Origin of the sequence: Nonlabens agnitus (genome assembly GCF_002994045.1) — a bacterium.
Taxonomy (GTDB): Bacteria; Bacteroidota; Bacteroidia; order Flavobacteriales; family Flavobacteriaceae; genus Nonlabens; species Nonlabens agnitus.
Genome location: NZ_MQUC01000003.1, coordinates 1297693 through 1314830, shown reverse-complemented (window position 1 = coordinate 1314830; position 17138 = coordinate 1297693). Strand labels below are relative to the sequence as shown.

Here is a 17138-nt window from a genome sequence, read left to right as displayed (position 1 = left end):
TTATCACTAATAATCCTGTAACTCATAACGCTACAGGATTTTTAATTTATGTATGATCAAGCGCTTCCTTTTCTTTCTAGTTAGTGTCCTGTCGATTTCCTGCCTGCAGAAAAAGAATAACTTCTTAGATCAAGTGGTTGCCATAGAAAGGGATCGTGTTCTTACTAAGGTGGATACACTAATAGACCTTGAGCCCATAACGATTTCACAGGATACCGCCGTGCGCAGCGCTGGTACCGTTCATGATTTTTATTCTGAAGGTGATTACTGGTGGCCAGATCCGCAAAACCCAGAAGGGCCGTACATCAGAAGAGACGGTCTTACAAATCCAGATAATTTTACGGCTCACCGCGAGTCCATGCTTCGTTTTTCACAAATTGTCGGCGCCTTGGGAAGTGCTTACCAGATTACTGGTGATATCGCTTTCGCTAAAGCGATACAACCGCACCTACACGCGTGGTTCGTCCATCCTCAAACCCGCATGAATCCCAGCTTGAACTATGGCCAGGCCATTAAGGGAAAGACCACCGGCCGCGGTATAGGCATCATTGATACGGTCCACCTGGTGGAAGTAGCTCTGTCAATCGAGCGCATTCAAAACTCAGGAGTGCTTACCCAATCAGAACTATCTACCATCAAAAACTGGTTTGCACACTATGTGGAATGGTTGACGACCAGCACATTTGGTCAAGAAGAGCGTGACAACGGCAATAATCATAGTGTGACCTGGGCACTACAGGTTACGGCATTTGCTAGGGTTGCAGGCGATCAAGACCAACTTCAAAAAATGCGAAACTTTTATAAGCAAACCTTGTTGCCACAACAAATGGCGGCAGACGGAAGCTTTCCTGAAGAAACTAGCAGAACCAAGCCTTATGGATATTCCATTTTCAATCTGGACGCCATGACAGCGCTGGCACAATTACTATCTACAAAGGACCAAAACCTTTTTGATCATCAAACAGATCAAGGCTTGAGTTTATCCAATGGTATGGAGTTTTTATATCCATTTCTTAAGGATAAATCCAGCTGGCCCTATGATCCAGATGTGATGTATTGGGAAAACTGGCCTGTGGCACAGCCCAGTCTTTTATTTAGCAGTTATCATTACCAAGAAGAGAAATATATGGATCTTTGGAAAACCTTGGATCGCGACTTCTCAATGGTTGAAGTGGTCAGAAACATGCCCGTCAAGCACTACACATTGTGGTTTGATGACCTCTAGATTACAGAATGAAGGAATTACATAAAGCGATTTTATTTATGATGTTAAGTGCTTTTGCATTTGCTATCATGAACGGTCTCGTAAAATATCTTGCCGATTTTAGTGCCTATCAGTTGGTCTTTTTTAGATCTATTGGGACTTTATTGATTACTTCAAGTCTTCTTATGTACCATAAGATTCCCATGTTGGGTAACAAGCGATGGTTGTTGATTTTGAGAGGTGTTGCCGGTGCGATTTCCCTTCTCTTATTTTTTGCTTCCTTAAAATTCCTGCCGGTAGGTACTGCGGTGACCTTGCGGTATTTGTCGCCTATTTTTGCGGCCATTTTTGCAGTGATCTGGCTCAAGGAACGTATCAAACCTTTGCAGTGGCTTTTCTTTTTGCTGGCATTTGCAGGAGTTTTGGTCCTCAAGGGATTTGATGACGGCCTCAGTTTGATAGGCTTGAGCATGATCATACTTTCGGCGTTATTTATGGGGTTGATATTTGTAGTCATTTCCAAAATAGGGAAGCAGGATCATCCTATGGTTGTGGTCAACTACTTCATGTTTATTGGGACCGTGCTGGGCGGTTTACTCTCTATAGGCAACTGGAAAAACCCGATAGGAGTAGAATGGATATGGTTGGGAATATTGGGAATCGTAGGTTTTGTAGGCCAGCTGTATATGACCAAAGCTTTTCAAATTGCCTCTACCAATCAGATTGCACCTTTAAAATATCTGGAAGTGATTTTTACCGTGATGATAGGTGCATTTTGGTTTCTTGAAATCTATACCTGGTGGTCGCTACTGGGTATTTTGATGGTCATGGCAGGATTGACCTTGAATATTTTGTACAAAGGCAGAAACGCCTGATTCGAGCAAATACTAATCTTTACTTGCAGACCTAGAGACCTCACTGGATGGTTATATAGTTCGCTTTCGCGAAAGCGAATACACCATAAGCTTAACTACTTTATTTCTAGATAGCTCAATCTATAAATGTCTAAAAATAAAAATCCCCATTTCTCAATGGGGATTTTAAACCAATCAAATAAATCATCTACTTCCAGCCGCCACCTAGCGCCTGATAAAGATCTACTCTAGCAAGGAGTTGATCTTTTTTAGTTTCAACAAGTTCCATTTTTGATTCCAAAGCATCGCGTTGGGTCAACAAAACCTCCATATAATCTGCTCTGGCTGAGGTGAACAGTTTGTTGATGATGTCAATAGATTCAGTCAACGCGGCAACTTGCTGTTCCTTGAGGTCATAACTCTTTTTGAGGTTATCAATACGTGACAGCTCGTTTGCCACCTCAAAGTATCCATTAAGGATGTTCTTCTCATACTCAAAAACAGCCTGTAATTGCTGTGCATTCGCCGTGTTGTACTGTGCTTTGATGGCATTTCTATTGATCAATGGACTTACCAGGTCTCCAACGAGATTGTATGCTAGAGATTCTGGAGTTGAGGTTAGGTATTGAGGTTTGAAGGCTTGTAAGCCTACGCCTGCCTTAATCCCGATGGAAGGAAAGAAGTTGGCTCTTGCGACCTTCACATCGAGTTTTGCAGCCATCAATTCATATTCTGCCTGTCTTATATCAGGTCTGTTTTGTAGCAGCTGTGACGGTAGGCCTGCATTGATAGTGTCTACCTTTATATCAAGAAAATTAGCCGAATTACGAGCTATAGGAGACGGTTTCCTTCCTATCAAGAAATTGATTTTGTTCTCAATTTCAGTGATCTGTTGTTCAATCTCATACTTCTCGCTCTGGTTCTTAAATACCTCTGCATCAAAACGTCTCACACCCAACTGGGTTGCTCTTGCAGCCTCTTTTTGAAGCTTTACAATGCGCAGCGCATCAGTTTGCAAGGCAAGGTTTTGTTCAATGATGTCCAGTTTGTTGTCCAACGTTATGAGCTCATAATAGGAGTCGGCCAGTTCTGCAATGAGTTGGGTCACCATAAAGTTTTTCCCTTCAACGCTGGCTAGATATTCCATTACGGCTGCCTTTTTTGAATTGCGCAGTTTTTTCCAGATATCCAATTCCCAGGAGGCTTGAACACCTACATTAAAATCTGTCAATGGATCTGGAAATGCTTCATTCTCACGTATGGGAAGTTGTGTTTCTACAGCACCATTTCTGGTAAATTCACCAACTTTTTCTACTTCTGCACCAGCTTGAACACCAACAAAAGGTAAGTATTCACCCTTGCGAGCTTGCACCTCATTTTGCGCTACACTTACTCGTTGCAGCATGATGTTAAGCTCTTGATTATTTACTAGAGCAGTATCTATAAGGTGTTTGAGATACTCGTCTGCAAAGAAATCTTGCCATTTCATGTTTGCGGTGTTCAGGGAATCCACCAGCTTATTTCTATAATGATCTGGCATCGCTCTATTTTCTTCTCTAACTTCCAGTGTAGGCGCACAGGAATGAACCAGCACCATTGCCAAAATGAGAAAGGCATACAGTTTTATGTTTCTAATCATGGTCTTCAACTTTATCGTTTTTGATTTTAGACTTCAGCTTTTTCATCAATCTGCGTAGTTTACTGATGTCTTGTTTTGCGTCGTATTGCTCTTCACTGTTTCTAATGAATGATTGAGACACGGTCTCGTAATCTTCATTCTTAATGAGTGATTTTCCATCTGCCCAAGAACCGAATATGAAATACAATCCTGGTATGACCAGAACTCCTACCAGAGTTCCCAATAGCATTCCACCTAGGGCAGATCCACCTATGGTTTTATTTGCTATCGCACCTGCACCATGAGCAATTACCAACGGTATCAAACCTGCGATAAAGGCAAAGGAAGTCATCAAAATAGGACGGAATCTCATTCTTGCACCTTCAATAGCCGCTTCTAGAATGTTAGCACCTTCACGTCTTTTTTGGACGGCAAATTCAACGATCAAAACGGCGTTCTTTCCTAAAAGTCCTACCAGCATGATCAAGCCGATTTGCGCATAAATATCATTGGCAAGGCCCATAAATTTGAGTAATACAAAAGATCCAAATACACCAACCGGCAAGGAGAAAATAACGGCTAATGGTAATATGAAGCTTTCATATTGTGCTGCAAGAACGAAATAGACAAACAGTAACACGACCCCAAAAATGTAGATGGACTCACTACCACGATTAGCCTCATCATAAGACAATCCTTCATAGGCAATGTCATAACCACGCGGTAACTGTTCCTTTGCGACCTCGTTGATAGCAGCGATGGCGTCACCACTGGTGAATCCTTTGGCAGGCAATCCACGTATGGAAGCTGAATTATAAAGATTGTAACGAGTGATCTCATTGGGTCCCAGTTTCTTTTCCATGGTCATGAAGGATGAATATGGAACCATTTCACCTTCTTCATTTTTCACAAATAGTTTCTCAAGATCTGAGAATAACCTACGGTACTCAGGACCTGCTTGAGTATACACTTTGAAGAACCTACCGAAACGAATGAATCCTTGCTCATAGGTACTACCAATCAAAATATTCAGATTTTCCATGGCGTTACCGATGGTAACTCCTTTTTGCATGGCTGCCTTATTGTTGATTTTAAGTTCTATTTGAGGATAGTTAGCTGCAAAGAATGTGAAGAGGCCTGTGAGTTCCTCTCTTTCGCGTAAAGCGTCCATAAACTCATTGTTCACTCTTTCAAATTCCTGATAATCCGTACCGTTGGTCTTATCCAATAATCGCATGGAGAATCCACCTGATGAACCAAAACCTGGTACTGCTGGCGGCTCAAAGTATTCAATAACGGCACCTAGATCCTTGCTTTGTTCTTCTAATTCTTCCATGATTTCATGAACGGAATGTTCTCGTTCTGACCAGGGTTTAAGGTTGATCAAACAAGTACCGGCGTTGGATCCACGACCTTCAGTCATGATCTCGTAGCCAGCCAGTGATGATACAGATTCTACACCATCAATTTTGGAACAGACGCGCTGTAGGTTTTGGGCGACTTCATTTGTACGCTCTAGTGTTGCTCCTGGCGGTGTTTGTATGATAGCATAGATAGTTCCTTGATCTTCATTAGGGATAAAGCCTGATGGCAATACCTCGTTAGTCAAGAAGATGCCTACACAAAATGCTATCAAAATACCAAAGGTCACTACACGTCTATTGACAATGTGCCTCAAGACCTTAATATATCTTCCAGTCAGCTTTTCAAAACCACGGTTAAAGGCGTCGATGAACCTATTCATGATAGATCTATGTCTAGGCTTACCATGATTATTCTTAAGAATCATAGCGCATAAAACGGGTGTAAGTGTCAAAGCCACGATGGCCGAAATGATGATTGAACCAGCCATGGTAATGGAGAATTGACGATAGAATACACCAACAGGTCCAGACATAAATGAAATAGGAATGAACACTGCGACCATGACTAGAGTTATGGCGATAATTGCACCGCCTATCTCTTTGATGACTTTCTTGACCGCATCGTAGGGATTGAGATGCTCTTCTTCCATTTTGGCATGGACTGCCTCGACTACTACAATGGCATCATCCACGACAATACCAATCGCGAGTACTAGAGCAAATAAAGTGATCAGGTTGATGGAGAGTCCAAATAATTGCATGACAAAAAATGCTCCAATCAAAGAAACAGGTACCGCTATAATAGGAATCAAGGTAGATCTCCAGTCACCTAAAAAAAGAAAGACCACAATGGCTACCAAGATGAAAGCATCCCGCAAGGTATGAATGACCTGCTCTATGGAAGCATCCAAGAAATTTGAGACATCATAACTGATTTTATACTCGACTCCTGGCGGTAGAGAAGCTTCAAAATCTCTTAAGGTAGACTTCACCTGATCGATGACATCACTTGCGTTGCTTCCTACGGTTTGCTTCAAAACGATAGAAGCTGAGGGCTTACCATCCAGATTGGAGTAAATATCAAAAAACTCGCTGCCCAATTCTACATCTGCAATATCCTTGAGCATGAGAAGTTCACCTTCTGCATTTGCCTTGATGATGATATCCTTGTATTGCTCTTCTTTATTGTACCGTTCTTGGAACGACAACACATATTCTAAAGACTGCGATTTGATACCAGAACTTTGACCCAATCTACCAGGTCTAGCAATGATGCTTTGCTCTTCCATGGCTTTGAGAACCTCTTCTGCCGAAACATTATAGGCTCGCATTCTATCAGGTTTGAGCCAAACGCGCATGGCATACTTTCTACTACCTAAAATTTGTGCACTCGCGATACCGTTAATACGCTGGAGTTCAGGAATAATGGTGGTATAGGAATAGTTGTAAAGGAATTTCTCGTCATTTTTCTTGGCATCGCTATAGAGGTTGACATACATCAACATACTGGGTTGGACTGGTGTGATGATAACTCCTTCACGCTGGACCAATTCAGGTAACAAAGGCATGACCTGATCGACTCTAGTTTTAACTCTAACCACAGCTTCATTAGGATCTGTGCCTGGTTCAAAAATAATTCTGATGGTTCCTTCTCCAGCACTGGTGGCGTCTGAAGCAATGTAACGCATATCTTGAACACCATTAATGGCAGTCTCTAAAGGGATTAGCGTGGAATTTACCAAAACCTCTGCGCTGGACCCTGGGTAGGCGATAAAGATATTGACCGTGGTAGGTGCAATTTCTGGAAATTGAGAAATTGGTAGATTGTTGATCGATAGAAGTCCTGTGAAAACAATGATCACAGAAATGACTATGGCCAGTACTGGCCGTTTTATAAACTTGCTGAACATCTCTTAATATTTTAGGTGGAACTACTCTGCGTAGAGGTCTAGTGAAGAGATGGACTTTTTAGGCTGTACAAAATCATATTCAATATGATCTCCAGCTTTTACAAGTCGAATACCTTCCAGTAAAATCTTATCTGTTGTGGCAAGGCCTTTTTCTACTACAAAAAGATTGGGAAGTTCTGTACCAACGGTGATCTCACGTTGTTGTACGATACCGTTTTCATCAATAACAAATACAAAACGCTTGTCTAAAACTTCAAAGGTTGCTTTTTGAGGAATGATGATAGCCTTCGTTAAAGGTATGGTCATCAATACGCTACCAGTTTCACCGTGTCTTAAAATTCCTTCTGGGTTTGGAAAAGTCGCTCTGAAAGCGATGTTTCCAGTTTCATTGTTGAATTCACCTTCAATGGTTTTTACGATACCTTCATGTGGGAACTCTTTATTGTTTGCCATTAAAAGACGAACATGCTTCTTATCGCCTTGATCCTTACTCATGGCATAATCCAGATATTCAGCTTCTGGGACATTAAAATAAACCCACATTTCACTGTTGTCAGAGAGTGTAGTAAGTAATTCTCCTTCTTCCAAAAGACTTCCTTCTCTAACTCTTAAATGATCAACGATACCATCAAACGGTGCTTTTACATTAGTGAATCCTAAATGAATTTGAGCCATGGAAACCTCGGCCAATGCTTTATCAAGTTTTGCCTTTGACATTGCTAGTTCGTTGGGAGAAACTACATTACCGTCTGATAATAGCTGGGTGTTTTTAAGCTCGATTCTGGCAACATTTGCTTCTGCCTGCGCTTTTTGCAACTCGGCCTGATAAACGTTAGGCATGATTCTAAACAAGGACTGCCCTTTTGAGACGGTTTGCCCTTCATCAATATTGATGCTTTTGAGGTAACCTCTTTCCAGCGCTCTCAACTCTATATTGCGTATGGAATGTATTTGGCTAATGTAATCTTTCGTGATGACCGTATCCATCTGGATAGGACTACTTACTAGATATTTAGTGGATTCGTGTGCTTCTTCTTTTTTATGAGTACAACTGCTTAAGATCGTGCAGAGCCCTAAAAACAATAGGAATTGTTTCATTTTACTAAGTGTTTGTATGTAATATGATTAAAAAAATGGGTGGTATGAACTGGCTCTTATTGGAGTCAATTTGCATACATGAATGTTGACCTATTGATTTTATAAAATCACTAGGTGGACCATAATCATATTATAAAAACACTGTGTAGTAAATAGATATGCGGCGAGGAAGAGGCAAGTGCATTGGAATGCTGTATTGCTCTAGAGGCAGAAACAGGAGCATTATGCACCTCGAATACTTCTTCACTAGAATTCGAATAATCAAAACTGTAGTGATCCTTTCTCGCTAACTTATAGGACTGTCTCCAATCTTCCTCTTCAACTTCTTCGGCGATTAATTCCAGTTCCTTTTCTTGCTCTAAATTTCCCAAGAAATGATGGTCAAAACCTTGATTTTCTTGAGTATGTATGGAATGTTCTGTCTCCAGTATGGATGCTAATCCAGAAAATGTAGAAGAAGTAAGGTTAGCCGTGGAAAGCGAACCTACCGCCATCAAAATGGCAGCGGCAATAAACACGAAAAATGATATTTTTTCATTTCAACGTGCAAAATTAGAATGAAATAATGATATAAGCGTCAAAAAAGGTCTAATTTTTTTCACTTGGTCAATGGAGTTAGAAGAAAAAAACGTCAGCTTGACAATTTAAAATTGCTTCAATCCATCTTGATTAACTTCATAAAAAAAGGCCCTCAAAAACATGAGGGCCTTTCGTGATCGCAGAAGGATTCGAACCTTCGACCGCCTGCTTAGAAGGCAGGTGCTCTATCCAGCTGAGCTATGCGACCTAAAATCTACTTCTTTCAAAGCGGTTGCAAATATAAAGCATTTTTAAAAAGCCAAAAGCGATTTTCAACTAATTATCGCTCTCTTTATCCAGTTGGATTCCGAATCTGGCTAACATTTTCTTTTCAAACTTCCAGAAAAAGTCAAATTGGCCAAAAAGCCAACCCATAAATACCAACAATACCTGATAAAAAGGGAAAATGATTAATAATCGTAACGGCCAGAAAATCCAACCGCTTGTGGTATCTCTATCCAGGCCTATCCATTCTAAAACCGGTCCAGACAATCGTGCCGATGCGGATCCTGTAATGGCAAAAACAATAAAGATGGCAATCAATTCCCAGCGATACTCGACGTTCCATTTTGGCCCCAATTTTTTGAAGAGCCACATCGCTATAAGGTAGAAGATATAAGCATTGACGATCGTAACACCTAAGACAAATAGGTACTCATACATTACATCCTCAAAAGTGTTGGGAATGATCTTGCGAGCCACAAAAAAACCACAGGCGAGAAGGCCTATGATTCCTAGAAAAATATAGATGAGTTGCCAGTTTTTATCTATTTCCCAGCGTTCTTTAAGTCTTTGCATGCTGCAAAAATAATCTACAAGCGTTGATTAAACCGCTCCTCAAAGAATTTAAAGTAATTAAACAGTAAGTAAGTCACCTCATAGCCGTAATCAACAGAAGTATCATAATCGATACGGAATGGATACAGGTTGGGATCGTACTGTAATGGTTGATTTACTCTCAAGTTATACAAAGGGATCTTAAAATCATTGATGATATCCATAGAGCTTTGTGATCGATAACCACGTGGTGGTTGCGTCGCCAGCCAGGAGTTGAAACCTGGCTCAATAATGATGACCTCATATTCCAGACTATCGTTAGCTATACGTATCGTATCAGACTTTTCTAGATAGACACTATCATTTTCTGTACTTCCAGAAGCTTCACTGGTGCCACCACAGCTGGACAGCATCACAATTACAATAAAGAAAGTAAGTACTCCAGCAACTATCTTCATGATCTATTATTTTCCAAAAAGGCCACCCAGCATACCGCCTAAACCACCTTTTTTCTTTGTGTCGCCACCTAGAACCATTCCAGCAACGTCATCGATGATGCTACCATCACCATCTGCGTCTAGAATGGTGGTTAAAAAGGATTGATCATGGCTACCAGATTGACCCAACACAGATCCCAGCAGGTCACCTATGCCGTTTTGACTTATCTGTTGTTCTTGTTTTTGCTTACCTAAAAGCCCCATAATGATAGGAGCGGCGATCTTGATGATTTGGCCTACAGACTGCATGTCCACACCACTTGAAGATGATATCGCGCTTTCTACTTGCGGTTGTTTGCCACCTAGAACATGCTTTAATATTCCAGCGCCATCTTGCTCTAGATCGTCTGGACTGCCTGGTCCATCACCAAATAATCCACCCAACATATCCAGCACGCCACCATTATGTCGTGAATCACTCAACGCGTTTGAAAGTGACGCTGCACCTTCTGGGGTTTTTGCATTGCGTTGCATCGCACCTAGAATAAGCGGCATGGCCTGAGATAAGACATTTGCTGTCTTATCAGGTGAAGTGTTTGTTTTTTGGGCAGCTCCTTGAATAAGCGTTTGCCCCATTTCAGTTTGTAAAAGGTCTAATATAGAAGCCATAATGGGTTGGTTTGGGAGTCAAAATACAAATAAACGTGGAAGTATTTTGTAGGAAGATTATATTATTTCGCTTTCGCGAAAGCGAATACATTTAAAGCCTAGTTCTTAATTCAACATAAAATAGTTCACAGCTTACTTCTCAAGCCATTCAAGGGATTCATGATCTTCTTCAATATCAAAAGTTTTACAGCTAACCGTTGGGATCAACATAAACTCTATATTTAAGTTTTTTCTTAGGGCAGCGTTAGCGGTCACTACAGCCACCTTTTTGACCGATTTGATGAGGTCAATTACATATTCCAGCAGCATTTTAAAATATTCCCAATAAGTGCTCAAGGTAAGTTCTTCAAAATCCTCAAATTTCACATAGAGAGACACGGCAGTTTTGGTTCTCGAGTATTTCTGGTCAATGCGTTCTACCAGCCAGTCCACATCTTCTTGTTCCATCTGGGTTTTGATCATGAAGGCGAGAATATCTGGATTCTCTCTATTGACGAGTTTAATCATGGTCGTTTAGTTTACAAATCACAACTGTTAACTATTTTAATTTCAGTAAGATAGGTTTAGGTCATTAAAGATAATCTAAGCTACGTTGATTTTATGAAAGAAAAAACGCACCTCTGTCGAAGTGCGTTGTCATCCTATACAGACTAGAATTATCCTAAAATGGCAATGATTTGATCTGCCAGTTCTTCACCTATACGATCCTGAGCTTCATTAGTTGCCGCACCTATGTGAGGTGTAAGTGACAATTTACTGTTCATCATCAGGGTAACTTCTGGAGCAGGCTCTTTTTCAAAAACGTCCAAGGCTGCAAAACTTAAATGCTCATTTTCTAGAGCTTCTACCAGTGCAACTTCATCTAGGACTCCACCACGAGCAGCGTTAACTACAGCGCTTCCTTTTTTCATCATGGCAAATTCTTTTTTCCCTAAGACATATTCTTTTTGAGCAGGAACGTGAAGTGTAACAAAATCTGATGTTTTGAGCAGTTCCTCTTTTTCCACTAGCGGAATCTCTACTTTGATTTCCTGACCATCAAAAAGTTTCCATGAAATGGTTGGTGCTTTTTCTGCAAAGCTATCGTGAGCAATTACTTTCATTCCAACTCCAGCAGCGATTTTAGCAACTTCTTGTCCTATACGTCCTATACCGATAATCCCTATGGTTTTGCCACGCAGTTCAACACCAGCGCCGTAAGCTTTTTTCAATCCTTTAAAATTACTATCACCTTCTAGTGGCATGTTTCTATTGGAATCGTACAAGAACCTCACACCACCATATAAGTGTGCAAAAACAAGTTCTGCCACACTAGCGCTACTCGCTGCAGGTGTGTTGATGACTTTAAGTCCTTTATCTCGAGCATATTGTACATCAATGTTATCCATACCTACACCACCACGACCTATGATTTTAAGGCTAGGACAGTTGTCAATAAGATCCTGACGAGCGGTAGTCGCAGATCGTACGAGCAACACGTCAATCTCATGCTTATTGATGTAGTCCTGTAGTTGCTCTTGAGCCACATTTGTAGTTATGACTTCATAACCGTTAGCTTTCAATTTATCTATTCCGCTTTGGGAAACGCCATCATTGGCCAGTACCTTTTTACTCATATTTCTTGTTTTGAGCATCGCTGTAAGGCGACGTTTTGTGATCCAGCCATTTGTCTATAGCTGTAATTGTTTTGATGGTAATGCGTTGATAGTGTTTACGTATCCGCAGTTCTATATTTATCAAAAATATTCTTTGTGAATCAAATTTGTTAGAAAACGAGATCATAATTCATTAAGCCGTACGTTCCAGTTCTTTCATGGTATCTACTAAGGTCTGTACACTTTCCACACTTAAGGCATTGTACATGCTGGCGCGGTAGCCACCTACAGATCTGTGACCATTCAAACCGTTGATTCCAGCTTCTTTTACCATGGCATTGAAACGCTCTGCAAGTGATTCATCATGCAGGGAAAAGGTAGCGTTCATTTTAGAACGATCTTCTTTGTTGATTACAAATCCTTTAAACAAGGGGTTTCTATCAATCTCGCTATAGACCATTTCTGCCTTCTGGTCATTGATTTTTTCAATCCAATCAATGCCTCCATTATCTTTCAACCACTCCAGTGTCAACATCGTGGCATAGATAGGAAATACAGGTGGCGTATTGAACATAGATTCCTTCTCAATATGAACTTTATAGTTGAGCATGGAAGGAATTTGTCTGGAAACCTTTCCAAGAATTTCATCTTTAACCACCACAAGTGTGGTACCAGCTGGTCCCATATTTTTCTGGGCACCGGCATAGATCAAATCGTATTTTTCAAAATCGCGCTGGCGAGACATGATATCACTACTCATGTCACAAACCAACGGTACGTTTACATCAGGCGTTTCATGTAGTTGTGTTCCGAAAATGGTATTGTTGGTTTGGAAGTGAAAGTAATCCACATCGTCAGGTACGGTATATCCTTTTGGAATATGATTGTAATTGTCATCTTTTGATGAGGCCACCACATTTACTTCACCAAACATCTTAGCTTCTTTGATCGCTTTATCAGACCAAGTTCCCGTGTTCAAATAAGCGGCCTTTTTTTCCAATAAGTTATAGGCTACCATAAGGAATTGCATGCTGGCGCCACCACCTAAATACAAAGCTGAATATCCTTTACCAGTCAATCCTAAATGTTCTAGTGCCAGTGCTTGTGCTTTATCCATCACAGCGATAAAATCCTTGCTGCGGTGAGAAATCTCCAGAATACTTAAATCGTTGAAGTTGAGGATCGCATCAGCTGCTTTTTTGAGAACTTCTTGTGGTAGCACGCATGGACCAGCGCTAAAATTATACTTAAGCATATACTAGGATTTAGGTTTACACAAAGGTGCAAAAATGCCCTTTTAACTATGTTATGAAAGCGATAAGTTTTTAAGATAATGTCAACAGAAAATGTATCGTGTCCACACCATCTGCATAATCAGCTAGTCCAGGTTTTTGGGTTTCTCCAAAATCAACCAACTGTGGTGCCGCCATAGCTTTTAAAGATGGTTCTAGTGTCTGCTGCACTTTTTGATTGGCAACCACGCATTGCAAATCTTCTGCATGAGCAGTGATTTCTGCCACCAAGTCATCGTTGGTAGCATAAGAGCTGTACCCAAGCGACGCAATAGGTGAGGCGTAGCTTTCGGTTTCTTCCTTGATGATCAGGAACTCGTTGTCCAATAATTTGAACTCGCTCATCAAATAAACCGCTTTATTATAATCATAATTGTTGGAGTACTTGATGTAGTTGATTAACTCTCGTTTTTCATACATGGCCTTGAAAAAGGCGTCAAAATTGTAATTCTCCGGCACCTTAATGTGACTTACACTGCGACATCCCAATCCAAAAAATAAAAACACATCATCACTCAACGCGACCAGTTCATCGTGGGTTTCATCTCCAGTGAGTATGGCAATAGAATTGCGATTCTTGCGTATGATGTTAGGCTTCTTACCAAAGTAATGCTCAAAATATCGAGCTGTATTGTTACTGCCAGTGGCGATGACCGCATCAAAATCGGTCAGGCGATCTTCAGTAAAGTCAAAAGATTCTTCCAGTGCCGGTACATCTGCGCTGGCTAGTTTCAAGATTAACGGCAACAGCACATCATCGTTGCTGCTGGTTTTGATTTGTGCAAAATGGCCCGTCAAAATGATACAAAGCACATCATGAAATCCCACTAAAGGAATATTTCCCGCAGCGATGACCGCAACTTTTTTAGGCTCTACATGCTCCAGGTGATAAGGCTCCAACCAATTGTTGAGATGCTCAACCGTTAAGGCTTGAGACCATTGTTCCAGCGCAAACAGCAGATTGTCACGTGTAAACCAGGAATTTTTCTGCTCGGCGAGCGTTAGGGTTTGGTTAATGGTAATGGCCCACAAGTCCTCATCGATGTCGATGGCACTGTGGTCTGATGCTAGGTACTGGGATAGAATTTTTCCCGCTTTCGCGAAAGCGGAAACCCTATCATTTAACGAGGTATTAATTGGCTTAACAGGCAATGAATCTTATTTTTGCACAAAAGTAAAGAAAACAGCTATGGCGATCATCATCACAGACGAATGTATCAATTGCGGAGCCTGCGAACCAGAATGCCCCAACACGGCAATCTATGAGGCTGCAGATGACTGGCGATATGCAGATGGAACTGATCTGGATGGCAACGTGGTCTTGCCATCTGGCAAGGAAGTGGATGCCAACGAGACCCAAGAGCCTGTGAGCGATGAGTTCTATTATATCGTACCTGATAAGTGTACCGAGTGTGTAGGTTTTCATGAAGAGCCACAGTGTGCTGCCGTGTGTCCCGTGGATTGCTGCGTTCCTGATGAGGATGTAGTTGAAGATGAAGCCACGCTTAGAACCAAGCAAGCCTTCATGCACAAAAGCTAGTCACGCAATCTTTTACGTATTTTTCTTCTCCTGCGCAAATATCTAAAAAGGATCACTAGCGCAATCAAAACAATGATAAAGGGCCAGATGTTGATCAACCCAATGAAGAACCACACCAGATTGTCCCAACCATTAGCAAAACTCTCAGAAAATCGGTTTTTGTTGTAGCTCAATTCTGGAGTGGATTCATAAAACGAAATATGAAGGGTCGAGTAGGAGACCTGATTTTCCAGATACTTTAAGCGTCCTTCAAAACTTTCAATATCAGATCTAAGAACGGCGATTTGCCTTTCAATTTCTAGAATATCGGTTACATTTTTGGCTTGTTCGAGGATTTCCAGATAACGCTCTTCCAGTTCTTTTTTGGTTTTTAAACGAGCCTCGATATCCAGAAATTCTTCAGTGACATCCTTTACGTTAATGGTTTTGTAGTCCAATCGGTCCACGCCAGCAGTGGCATCTGCCAGTAAGTTGTCAAAGTTTTTTGAGGGAACGCGTACGGTGATGGTGTTGGTTTTACGGCCGGTAGAGCTGGATTCCTCATCTGCAGCAATATAGCCACGATGTTTATTGACGGCCGTGATGATGTTGTTTCTGGTCTGTGAAATATCGTTGGTTTCAAATTCTATCCTACCATTGGTGATCAATTTACGATCAGTTATCTCAATGGCTTCCTGTTCAGGTTCTACCATTGGAAACATATCCACATTTTCAACCATTTCGGCATTTGGATTTTCATCACAAGCGGTAAAGCTCGCAGCAATGAAAAGAAGCAAAAAACTGATTTTAAAGATTCTAGCTGTCATCATTTGGCATATTTTTGGTTTCAAATAATTCCGATATCTCATTGACGTTTCTTCAGATCAAACGCGCAGTGTGCTTCAAATATGCAGAATTTATGAAATATAGTTACTTGATTATGGTTTGTATCGCTTTCGCGAAAGCGAACTCACAACAAACACCACCACAATTAACAGGACCACAGTTGTTGGAAAAAGCGATTGCGTACCACGATCCCAAAGGAAACTGGTCGCGATTTGCAGACAGTCTGGAGATACTGACCACATCACCAGATATGGAGGACCGTACCAGTAACATCAAGATCAATTTGCCGGCAAAAAGTTTTGAATTGGTTTCCAAACGTGGTGATATCGTCAATGAATATACCGTGCTTAAAGACAGCGTCGTGACCGCAGCAAAGATGGATCTATCGCAAATGGACACCACTTTTGTAATGGGAAAGGAAGATTTTAAACGTGCCGTTTTTATGCGTGATTACTACACATACCTTTACGGCTTGCCCATGAAATTAAAGGATAAAGGCACTGTAATCTCCTATGAAGTGGAGCGTAAAATGTGGAAGGAAAAGGAATATCTAGTACTGCGCGCAGATTATGATCCTAGCGTGGGCAGCGATATTTGGTTCTTTTATTTTGACCCAGAAACGTATCGCATGGAAGCTTATCAATTCTACAAACAAAAGGAGCCTAGAGTCAAGGATCCAAAATCTGGTGAGTACATTTTACTATCTGAAGAGTACAAAACCAACGGCATCAAAATGCCTAAGGTGCGCAAATGGTACTACAACAAGAATGATAAATATCTTGCCACTGACACGATTGTGGATTAGGCATCGATCAACTCAATACAGTCGATTAACAATTCAAATTTTTGATCCACTTTTTTTGTGGCAATCAAGAATCTCGCGTGTTTGATTTGATCGTGGTTAAAGTTGGGCATGTTTAGATTCCTACCTCTATAGGTAGGTTTCATTTCATTTAGCTTGATCTCAATAGTTTGCCACTCGCCATTGGTTTCAAATTCTTTAATGTAGCTTTCTCTCGCGTTGTTGGAATGCTGGATTCTAAACTGATAGGTATTGCCGTCGCCTTTAACTTTGATTTTTGCGATTTGGTCAGGATTCACTTTGATGTCCAGTGAGTTATTTTGTACAGAGCTAAACCCGCCATTACTTTCAACGGTAACATTACCATAAAATCTGGCGTGACCATCTTCAGTCAACTCCACTTTACCTTGAGAGATACCGCCCATAACACGGTCGTCCTCAATGCGCCAATTGCCCAGCCCATTTTCATTATTGAAGTCGTAAATCATTATAGGTGCGGTCATAATTAAAGTGCTTAGAAAAAGGAATAAGGATTTCATGAGATCTATTTTTAGAATAGTCGATGAGGAGCGAT

At 41.0% G+C, this 17138-nt stretch carries 18 protein-coding genes and 1 tRNA gene; 4 read left to right on the top strand and 15 right to left on the bottom strand.

Annotated elements, in window-relative coordinates:
• The first annotated feature begins 52 nt into the window (after positions 1–52).
• Together BST86_RS06110 and BST86_RS06105 are read left to right on the top strand one after the other, a co-directional pair.
• Positions 53–1225, top strand: a complete 1173-nt coding sequence (locus BST86_RS06110) for an alginate lyase family protein (RefSeq protein ID WP_197709223.1) — start codon at positions 53–55, stop codon at positions 1223–1225.
• An 8-nt stretch (positions 1226–1233) separates the two neighbouring features.
• The gene (locus BST86_RS06105; RefSeq protein ID WP_146126720.1) at positions 1234–2079 is read left to right on the top strand and encodes a DMT family transporter; all 846 of its coding nucleotides are present in this window, start codon (positions 1234–1236) and stop codon (positions 2077–2079) included.
• Between the two features lie 187 nt (positions 2080–2266).
• Here the strand turns inward: BST86_RS06105 and BST86_RS06100 are convergent, their stop codons facing one another.
• The 13 genes from BST86_RS06100 to BST86_RS06045 all read right to left on the bottom strand — a co-directional run bounded on the left by BST86_RS06100 (position 2267) and on the right by BST86_RS06045 (position 14549).
• The gene (locus tag BST86_RS06100; protein WP_105982492.1) at positions 2267–3697 is read right to left on the bottom strand and encodes a TolC family protein; all 1431 of its coding nucleotides are present in this window, start codon (positions 3695–3697) and stop codon (positions 2267–2269) included.
• Entirely contained in the window at positions 3690–6950 is a 3261-nt protein-coding gene (locus BST86_RS06095; protein ID WP_105982491.1) for an efflux RND transporter permease subunit, read from the bottom strand. The genes BST86_RS06100 and BST86_RS06095 overlap by 8 nt, the downstream gene beginning before the upstream one ends.
• 21 nt (positions 6951–6971) lie before the next feature.
• The gene (locus BST86_RS06090; RefSeq protein WP_105982490.1) at positions 6972–8048 is read right to left on the bottom strand and encodes an efflux RND transporter periplasmic adaptor subunit; all 1077 of its coding nucleotides are present in this window, start codon (positions 8046–8048) and stop codon (positions 6972–6974) included.
• 125 nt (positions 8049–8173) lie between these two features.
• Positions 8174–8566: a hypothetical protein gene (locus BST86_RS06085; protein WP_105982489.1), complete on the bottom strand. Its 393-nt coding sequence runs from the start codon at positions 8564–8566 to the stop codon at positions 8174–8176.
• A gap of 195 nt (positions 8567–8761) precedes the next feature.
• Positions 8762–8835, bottom strand: a tRNA-Arg gene (locus BST86_RS06080).
• 68 nt (positions 8836–8903) lie between these two features.
• Positions 8904–9425 (bottom strand): DUF6787 family protein, encoded by a 522-nt coding sequence (locus BST86_RS06075; RefSeq protein WP_105982488.1) that lies wholly within the window; start codon positions 9423–9425, stop codon positions 8904–8906.
• A 14-nt stretch (positions 9426–9439) separates the two neighbouring features.
• Positions 9440–9862, bottom strand: a complete 423-nt coding sequence (locus tag BST86_RS06070) for a hypothetical protein (RefSeq protein WP_105982487.1) — start codon at positions 9860–9862, stop codon at positions 9440–9442.
• Positions 9863–9868: 6 nt separating this feature from the next.
• On the bottom strand, positions 9869–10510 hold the full coding sequence (locus BST86_RS06065; protein ID WP_105982486.1) for a DUF937 domain-containing protein: 642 nt from the start codon (positions 10508–10510) through the stop codon (positions 9869–9871).
• A gap of 132 nt (positions 10511–10642) precedes the next feature.
• Positions 10643–11017 carry a SpoIIAA family protein gene (locus BST86_RS06060; protein ID WP_105982485.1) on the bottom strand — a complete coding sequence of 125 codons (375 nt, stop codon included), beginning with the start codon at positions 11015–11017 and terminating at the stop codon, positions 10643–10645.
• A gap of 149 nt (positions 11018–11166) precedes the next feature.
• Positions 11167–12126, bottom strand: coding sequence for an NAD(P)-dependent oxidoreductase (locus BST86_RS06055; protein ID WP_055412950.1), 960 nt, complete (start codon positions 12124–12126; stop codon positions 11167–11169).
• Complete coding sequence (locus tag BST86_RS15085; protein WP_262497914.1) at positions 12119–12250, bottom strand: hypothetical protein; 132 nt, start codon at positions 12248–12250, stop codon at positions 12119–12121. The genes BST86_RS06055 and BST86_RS15085 overlap by 8 nt, the downstream gene beginning before the upstream one ends.
• Before the next feature lie 48 nt (positions 12251–12298).
• Complete coding sequence (gene serC, locus BST86_RS06050; RefSeq protein ID WP_105982484.1) at positions 12299–13360, bottom strand: 3-phosphoserine/phosphohydroxythreonine transaminase; 1062 nt, start codon at positions 13358–13360, stop codon at positions 12299–12301.
• A gap of 70 nt (positions 13361–13430) precedes the next feature.
• A complete protein-coding gene (locus tag BST86_RS06045) occupies positions 13431–14549 on the bottom strand; it encodes an acyl-CoA reductase (RefSeq protein WP_105982483.1) in 1119 nt (372 codons plus the stop codon).
• Positions 14550–14586: 37 nt separating this feature from the next.
• On the opposite strand from BST86_RS06045, the gene BST86_RS06040 reads away from it, so the two are divergent.
• Positions 14587–14937, top strand: coding sequence for a 4Fe-4S binding protein (locus BST86_RS06040; protein ID WP_105982482.1), 351 nt, complete (start codon positions 14587–14589; stop codon positions 14935–14937).
• Here BST86_RS06040 and BST86_RS06035 read toward each other — a convergent pair.
• Positions 14934–15746: a DUF4349 domain-containing protein gene (locus tag BST86_RS06035; protein ID WP_172443317.1), complete on the bottom strand. Its 813-nt coding sequence runs from the start codon at positions 15744–15746 to the stop codon at positions 14934–14936. The two genes, BST86_RS06040 and BST86_RS06035, sit on opposite strands and share 4 nt — an antisense overlap.
• A gap of 89 nt (positions 15747–15835) precedes the next feature.
• Between BST86_RS06035 and BST86_RS06030 the strand changes: the two genes are divergently transcribed.
• Positions 15836–16567, top strand: a complete 732-nt coding sequence (locus BST86_RS06030) for a DUF6503 family protein (RefSeq protein WP_242446476.1) — start codon at positions 15836–15838, stop codon at positions 16565–16567.
• On the opposite strand, the gene BST86_RS06025 is transcribed toward BST86_RS06030, so the two are convergent.
• Positions 16564–17103, bottom strand: a complete 540-nt coding sequence (locus tag BST86_RS06025) for a CIA30 family protein (protein WP_242446475.1) — start codon at positions 17101–17103, stop codon at positions 16564–16566. The genes BST86_RS06030 and BST86_RS06025 overlap by 4 nt on opposite strands.
• Positions 17104–17138: the final 35 nt, after the last annotated feature.